Raw genomic sequence first — 7,098 nt, forward strand, 5'->3', positions numbered from 1 at the left:
GCTTCGAATTCCGAGCGGGCTTGCTGTAGCTCGCCTTGCTCACGCAGGACACGGGCAAGCTCGTGCCGGGTGGTCAGGGTGTCGTGATGACTGTCGCCGAGCTGGTCCCGGCACACCGCGAGGACCGCCTCGAATTCCGAGCGGGCCTGTCCATGGAAGCCACGGGTCCGCAGATACTGGGCGGCCCGACCAGCTGACGTAGCCGCTGCCAGAATGATGTGGCCCGGCAACGGCTCACAGATGGCGCGGTGAAAGACGTCGAGGATATGCGGTGTCAGCAGCCGCCAGTGCATCCAGAACTTGGGCTCCTGCGGCATCCCGGTCTCAGCAGCACCTGCCGCGGACTGCAGTAAGGCGACGGCTGTGACGAGAAGAGCAGGATTGCGGCAGGCGTCCCGTACCAGCGGGTGAAGCTGAAGAACCGGAAGACCATCGACGCCGGGCCTGCGCAGGTCAACAAGGCCGAACGCGGCCAAGCCGGTCAGATGGTCCCATACCGCGGAACCGCTCAAGGTACTGAGACCACCCGGTGCAGCGGCCAGACGCTCGGGAGTGAGCAGGAGAGAGTAGGGAAGCTCGGCATCGGCGAAAGCCGTGATCAGTTCGAGGAAGGACCTGGCATGGGTCTGGCCGCGCTCTTCCAGCAGTCCCACGGACAGGGCCAACGTGCGTGCCAGGACCCGATCGGAGTCCAGCCGTTCCACTTCGTTCTCCCAAACTCGTCGGTAGTCGACATAGGTGGAGGGCGTTCCGCACGGACGAAAGGCGCCTGACGTCTGGTGCACGGACGCGAGGTAGGTGCCGGCGAGCCCGAGCGTCAGAGGCAGGCCGCCCAACCGTCCGGCTAGTTCCCGCGCCTCGCCGTGGGTACCGGCAGAGCTGTGGGCATGGTCCTGCAGGATGTGGGCCGCATCATCAAGACGATCGCCGGTCAATGGATGAATGGGATACAGCTTCGACACCGGCCCCCACACCGCGACTGTACTGTCGCGACTGGTCACCAGGACCGCACCATTGCCTCGACCGGAGGCTAACGGGCGGACCCAGCCGGTGCCGGCGCTGAGATGACCGGGGCCATCGAGAAGAGCGACATCGTCTGCGTTGTCGACGACCAGCAGCCACCGCTCCCGCAAGCGCTCCAGGTATGCCCACACCACATCGGCGGTATCACCGTTGCGCAGTTCTTCCTCGGAAGCACCTGCATGACGGGCAACGGCACGCATCCCTGCTTCGAGACTCGCACTCCGCTGGCCGTCCACCCACCACACGCGCCACCCGGCGCGCACCCACGACGCGGCCACTTCGACCGCCAGGGCGGTCTTGCCGCAGCCGCCCATGCCGCATACCACCGAAATCCGGTCCCCACCGGGGCGAGCCAGAGAAGCTTCCAGACGTTGCAACACGCCCCCACGGCCACGTACCGGGTGCTGCGGGTCACGCAACCCCAGAGGAGGTGCCACTGTCACGGGATCCGGAATATCAGCTGAACGGCTCCCCACATAGATCGAATCAGCTCGCAGACTGTAGGCAGACAACCCCCCACCGACAGCCGACACGAGCAGTGACGGCGATTCCCCCGGGTCGTTCAAGAGCGGGCCGAACCCGGCTGAGGAGGGTTTCCCAAACTGATATCGCCCTTCACATTGGCCACGCCTGCAGCGAATGAACCGTCCTCGGCCACCACACGGACCGCACCGCCGGCCACAAGTCCATACGCGCCTGCCGCAGGAACTGCTGAAGCCGCACTCAGCGCCGCCCACGCTTCGACCGCAGCCTGTAAATCGGCGGCGAAAGCAGAGTCTTCTCTGGCAGCCTCGGCCAGAGCCTGCTCGACGCGGGTACGAGTCAGCGCGCTCGGCTCCTCCTGGCCCGACTCTGCCTCCGCCTGCAGGCGGCTCAGCTCTGTGTCCGACCCGAGTCTGCGAACGACCACCTCATGTACGCGGTCCATCGCCGCATCCAAGACGAAGTCCACTTCGCCATCGGCTCGCCCCCCGACCCGGCGCACCTTGTTGATCGCCCAGGCAAACACACATGTCACCGCGACTTCGATACCGGTCACAGTCCCCCCACGCCAGACATTACGTAGCGCACCTACGACGGGCCTTCCCAACAAGCCGCAGTGCCAACCACGGGCAGGCAGGCCCCTCACATCCCTTGCGCGATACGACGCCCCTGAGGCCTCAACCGCCCCCGGACGGTCGAGGACACAATCAGGCCGTGACGGGATTCCCCACTCGGCGACAGGTGAACTCAGCCGCAGGAGAACTTGGTGATCGAACTGAACCGGTTGTCCCACTCGGGAAAGCGTGACGGCAGGTTGGTCTGTGTACCGGCGAAGACCGTCCAGCAGCCGCCGGTGTAGTTGTACCCGTCGTGCAGGGCGAATGCTTCGCTGTTGCGGTTCCAGTACGACGACGTCCGGTTATCCATCGACTGACCCCGCAGGTCGGGGGAGCCGGACGCGAACCAGGCGATGGTGCCGGTCCCGTCGACCCCGTCGAAGATGCAGAAGTAACCGTTGGGACAGCGGCTCCAGCCGGCCGCAGGCGCCGCCTCCGCCGACTGGGCCGAAGTCGTGGCCAGCGTCAGAACGAGGGCAGCGGCAGAACCCAGCGCCGCGAATGTCTTACGCATGCTTTTCCTCCGATGAGCGGTTCCGCCTGTCCGGCCAGGGACAGGCCTCATGACGGCGTGCAACCCACCCCGCCGTAGTACGTCGCCCCATCCGTCCAGCAGGTCAGACGTAACAGGCAGAGACGTATCCGGGAACGCGGGTGCGCAGGTCCAGGACGAGTTGCCATGCCACGGTGCTGGTGCCGTCAGGGCAGTCGACCCTGGGGCCGGGGTCAGTCTGGTACCAGTGCGCGCAGTCCCCGCGATTTGCCTGGCCGACGATCCGCCCGCCCGGCGTGGCCCGAATGTTGATCCCCGTGCCGCGGAAGTCCGTGTAGGCCCCTCCGATCTGACAGGACTGCACGGCAGCATCTGTAGGCGGAGCCGGTGCTTTCGCTGCCGCCTGGGCAGGCGTAGCAACCGCGATGACGGACAAAGAACAGGCCACGAGAGCCGTACGAAGCAATCTGCCGGTATGCATGGATTCCCCTGTCGAGCCGCCGAATCATGATTCCTTCTCCAGAGCCGCACGATGTATCAATCACCGCGCCGGCCACCGCACCGAGCCTGGAACCTCGGCGAAGCAACCGCCAAAGCATTCGAAGCAGCTCGAAATGTCACCGGCGCCCACCAGGACAGAGCAGAATCACCAAGGCGACGCAGGAGAGGCCGACAGGACGCGTACACCCGCCGCAGTCCCTCTCCCGACACTGATGCGACCGGCTACCGATCCGGGGCAAACGGGCCCGTCACGCGCCGTCGAGGATCCGCAGCCCAAGCGGCGTGACAGCGTGAATGACGTACTTCCCGCAACGACGGCTACTGACCAGACCCCCATCACGCAACGCACTCATCTGGTAAGTGAGACTCGACTGCGCGATACCCACGACACGAGCAATGTCCGTCGACGTACATCCCCCACAGCTGTCACGACCGGCAAGAGCCTGGAGGATGGCCGCACGTGTCCGGCCGAGCAATCGCGAGGCGCCCCTCCCACCATCCCGAGCCAAATGCCAGGCCGGCTTGGCCACCGGATACACCAAAGTGGGCATCAGATCCGGATCCGCCAGCGCGGTCGGACGCCGCCAGCAGAAGAAAGAAGGCACAAGAAGCAGCCCACGGCCCCCCAGAAACACGTCACGGCTCACCGGATAATCCACCTCGAGGACCGGATCCCGCCATCGCGCATACGGAGCCAAACTTTCCAAAAGCCCCTGCACACCCCCGGCGAGCAGAGACTCCGAGCGCAGATCGACATCCACCCCCACCTGACCACGCATGCGCGACAGATGAGGCCTCAGCAACGTATCGAAGTACGTGCGAAGCGCCCGAACGACTCTCATCAAATCGACAGAGTCCGCCCGCGGACCCCCCACCGGCCCACGCAACCTGGCCTGCCCGGCGTTCAACCGCCCCACCTGGTCCGCCACCACACACGCCGGTGTCGCCCCGACCGCATCCAACCCGGCCGCCAAATCGCCGGAGACGTCGGGAGTGAGAAGGTCGGGAATATAACCGTGGCTAGGAACGAGACCGCGCAGCGGCGACAACGCCACACGCAGCCTCTCGTCGCGGCGAATCCTGTCACGCGTCACATCCCGCCACACACCGAACTCCGCCCGCCCATCACCCGTCTTTAATCGGCAGAGGCTGCAGACGATCTCCCACATGGGATCCGGCCCCCGCGACACCCGAACGTTCCTCAAGTCATCGTCGGTGAAATGCAGACGGAGCATGCCGCCCTCCCCTTCTCGTCACGACCGACAGGGGAGGTGCTCACCGCCGCACGACAGAGGCCACCGCGCTCAACCACACGGCAGAACAGACCCCTTGATCCATTCTGGTCGAGCCCCGGACATCAGAGCGGCCGAGAACCGAAGGGAACACTCAGCGATTCGATAACCTGCACTCTATGGTCGCCGGGAGTACGCGTCGCCGAGACGCCCGAGAGCCGAGCCTGCACCAATTACGCCTGTTCCTCGTACTGGCGGAAGAACTCCACTTCGGACGGGCAGCCGCACGCATGTTCATCTCCCAACCCGCGCTCAGCCAACAGATGCGCGCACTGGAACAGCGCCTCGACACCCCCCTGCTGGAACGCCGCAGCGGCACCCCGACCCTCACCCCGGCCGGACACGCACTGGCCGAGCAAGCCAAAGAAGTCCTCGCGGCGATGACAAAACTGCTCCAGGTCTCCGACACACACGCCGGCACCGTACGAGGCAGACTCCGCATCGGCTCCCTCGGCGCCGAAGCAGCCATGCCACACGCAAGAACCGTCCTCGACCGCCTGCGCAACCGCCACCCCCACCTCGAAGTCGAAGTCCTCAACCTGAACTTCGTCGAGCAGTTCGACGCCCTCGCAGACGGCACCGTCGACGCCGCCTTCCTACGCGCACCACTGCCCTCCAGCTTCCAAAGCATCGAACTCGCCACAGAGCCACGCGTGATCTGCCTCCCGGCGGACGACCCACTCGCCCACGAAAAAGAACTCACCCTGGCCCAGATCGCGGACCGCGCCGTGGTCAACATGCCCCCCGAAGTGCCACGACAGTGGTGGGACCACCTCACCATCAACCCACGCCCCGACGGAACCAACGTGCGCTACGGCCCCGTAGTCCGCGACACCGAAGCCATGGTCCTCGCCGTCCTACAAAAACGAGCCATCACCTTCCTACCGGCAGCCGCCCGCCGCCTGTACCCCCGCCCAGGACTCACCTACGTCGATTCCCCCGAGCTCGGCAACTCGGTCTCCCACCTCGCATGGCTCCCAGCCAACCGCGACGTACCCGCCGTACACGCCCTGCGCGCCGCAGCGCACCCCGACAACCCGTCACCCGAGGGCGAACCGCGACTCGACGAGGCCGGAACAGGGGAGTAGCCCACCTTGCCCGCCGAGGAGGCCGCCCCCGGTTCTGCCAGGTGATCTCGGATACGAGGCCTGATGGCAGGATGGCCGTCCCGACGATCCAAAGGATCATGTACGTGCGGACGCCTGCCGACTACCTGCAACTAGCGCATGCCGAACACGACAGCTCCACCCTGCACCAACTAGCGCAATGCCCCTACCCCTTCGTCTGGCACGCACTGGCCTCCAACCCCCACACGGAGTCCAACACTCTGCTGGAACTCAGCACGGCCCAAGACAGCAGCTGGAACGACAACAGACTCCTTCACCTGTTGGCGGAACATCCCCGCGCGGACCACACCGTGTTGCTGGCAGTCCGAGATGCCACAGCCGCGAAGCTCGCAGAGGGCGAACGACCCTACGCAGCAGTACTCGCACTGGCAGCACGGACAGAACTCACGGCCATAGAGATACGACAACTCGACGCTCTCCGCGGCGCATCTGCCCGCCTACGCCACCAACTCGAACTACGCCTCGAACTCCGCACCGCCTGAGCAAATCCCTGGACGTGATGCCTCAACACTCGCGGCGGACGACCCAACACTCCAGACGATCCCGATGGCTGTCATCGACGGCGACTCTCAGGCACCATAACTTCGATTCCTTTACCCACCCGCACAGAAACTCTCGCACGGCATGAGTCAATACTCATGAAGGAAATCAGTCGAGAATGACCTTATCGCGTTGCAAACTCCGTTAGAATAGGGGAAGTTCGTCGAGTAGTCAGGAGTGAGAAGGATGCCGGAAAGGAACATCGATTTCGGTAAATTCGGTGCTCGTGGCATCAAGGGCTACGAAGCCGTCGCCCGGCAACTCGACAAGCTCGCCGGCTACATCGCCACCCCCATCACAGCCAAACGGGGTCTCCTGGCCCGCCTGCACTACCTGACGCGCACCGACCACGCCCGCGCCGCCGCACGCGAAGCCGGCCTCACGGTCACCGACCGCACCCTCAAAGCCTGGCTCGACGGGAAGCGCCCTCCGTCCAAGAAGAACTTGGAACGCATCGAAACCGCCTACAGGACGGTGCGCCGGCAGAACATCGCCCGCTATCTCCTGGGCCGCCTCAACCGCGAGGGCCGCGGCACACGAGTCGAGCTGCACCCCCTGAACCAGTCTCAGGTCGACCGGCCGCGTCAACGAATCGTGGAATACCGGAGCCTGAACATCCGTCACTGGGATGCCGTGGTACGAGCCTGGGCTGACGGCGACGACCAGGCCTTGGACGAAGCCTGGATCGACCAGATCGTGGACCTCGGCTCGCAATGGGGACAGTACGAGTACGTGACCAACGTCGGCTTCGCGGCGTGAGGGCACAGCTGGTCGGGGGAGTGCGTGCGAAGCGATATTCCATTCTTCGAAGAAGGAATTATGCTGAATAAACGCTTTCTGTGTTTCCAGGGCATTGAGGAAAGCGAAGAATGCGTTCCTCAAAACGAGTTGACGGATAGTCGAGCCGGGCACGCTTGCCGCTGCTGCGCTTTTGGGAAGTCGCGGAGCGAATTCCCGTGGCCGAATCGCGGAGCGATTCGAGCCGGTCGTCACGGAGTGACGACAAAGGCAATTCCCTTGCG

Annotated in this window: 6 protein-coding genes; 2 read left to right on the forward strand and 4 right to left on the reverse strand. The window is 64.8% G+C overall.

The genetic code is table 11. The features are described from left to right. The 4 genes from ACIRQH_RS40750 to ACIRQH_RS40765 form a co-directional block, all read right to left on the reverse strand. Nucleotides 1–1,403, reverse strand: a 1,403-nt coding sequence (locus ACIRQH_RS40750; protein ID WP_404230586.1) for a tetratricopeptide repeat protein, incomplete at its 3' end; no start/stop codon positions are given. Nucleotides 1,404–1,585: 182 nt separating this feature from the next. Then, nucleotides 1,586–2,062, reverse strand: coding sequence for a hypothetical protein (locus tag ACIRQH_RS40755; RefSeq protein WP_404230589.1), 477 nt, complete (start codon nucleotides 2,060–2,062; stop codon nucleotides 1,586–1,588). Between the two features lie 191 nt (nucleotides 2,063–2,253). Then, nucleotides 2,254–2,637: a peptidase inhibitor family I36 protein gene (locus ACIRQH_RS40760; RefSeq protein WP_404230591.1), complete on the reverse strand. Its 384-nt coding sequence runs from the start codon at nucleotides 2,635–2,637 to the stop codon at nucleotides 2,254–2,256. Nucleotides 2,638–3,365: 728 nt separating this feature from the next. After that, the gene (locus ACIRQH_RS40765; protein WP_404230592.1) at nucleotides 3,366–4,352 is read right to left on the reverse strand and encodes a helix-turn-helix domain-containing protein; all 987 of its coding nucleotides are present in this window, start codon (nucleotides 4,350–4,352) and stop codon (nucleotides 3,366–3,368) included. Nucleotides 4,353–4,528: 176 nt separating this feature from the next. Here ACIRQH_RS40765 and ACIRQH_RS40770 point away from each other — a divergent pair, with 176 nt between their 5' ends. Beyond that, on the forward strand, nucleotides 4,529–5,497 hold the full coding sequence (locus ACIRQH_RS40770) for a LysR family transcriptional regulator (protein ID WP_404230595.1): 969 nt from the start codon (nucleotides 4,529–4,531) through the stop codon (nucleotides 5,495–5,497). 765 nt (nucleotides 5,498–6,262) lie between these two features. Beyond that, the gene (locus tag ACIRQH_RS40775) at nucleotides 6,263–6,835 is read left to right on the forward strand and encodes a transcriptional regulator (RefSeq protein WP_404230597.1); all 573 of its coding nucleotides are present in this window, start codon (nucleotides 6,263–6,265) and stop codon (nucleotides 6,833–6,835) included. Nucleotides 6,836–7,098 lie beyond the last annotated feature (263 nt).

The organism is Streptomyces sp. NPDC102279, from assembly GCF_044766365.1.
In the GTDB taxonomy this organism is placed as follows: Bacteria; Actinomycetota; Actinomycetes; order Streptomycetales; family Streptomycetaceae; genus Streptomyces.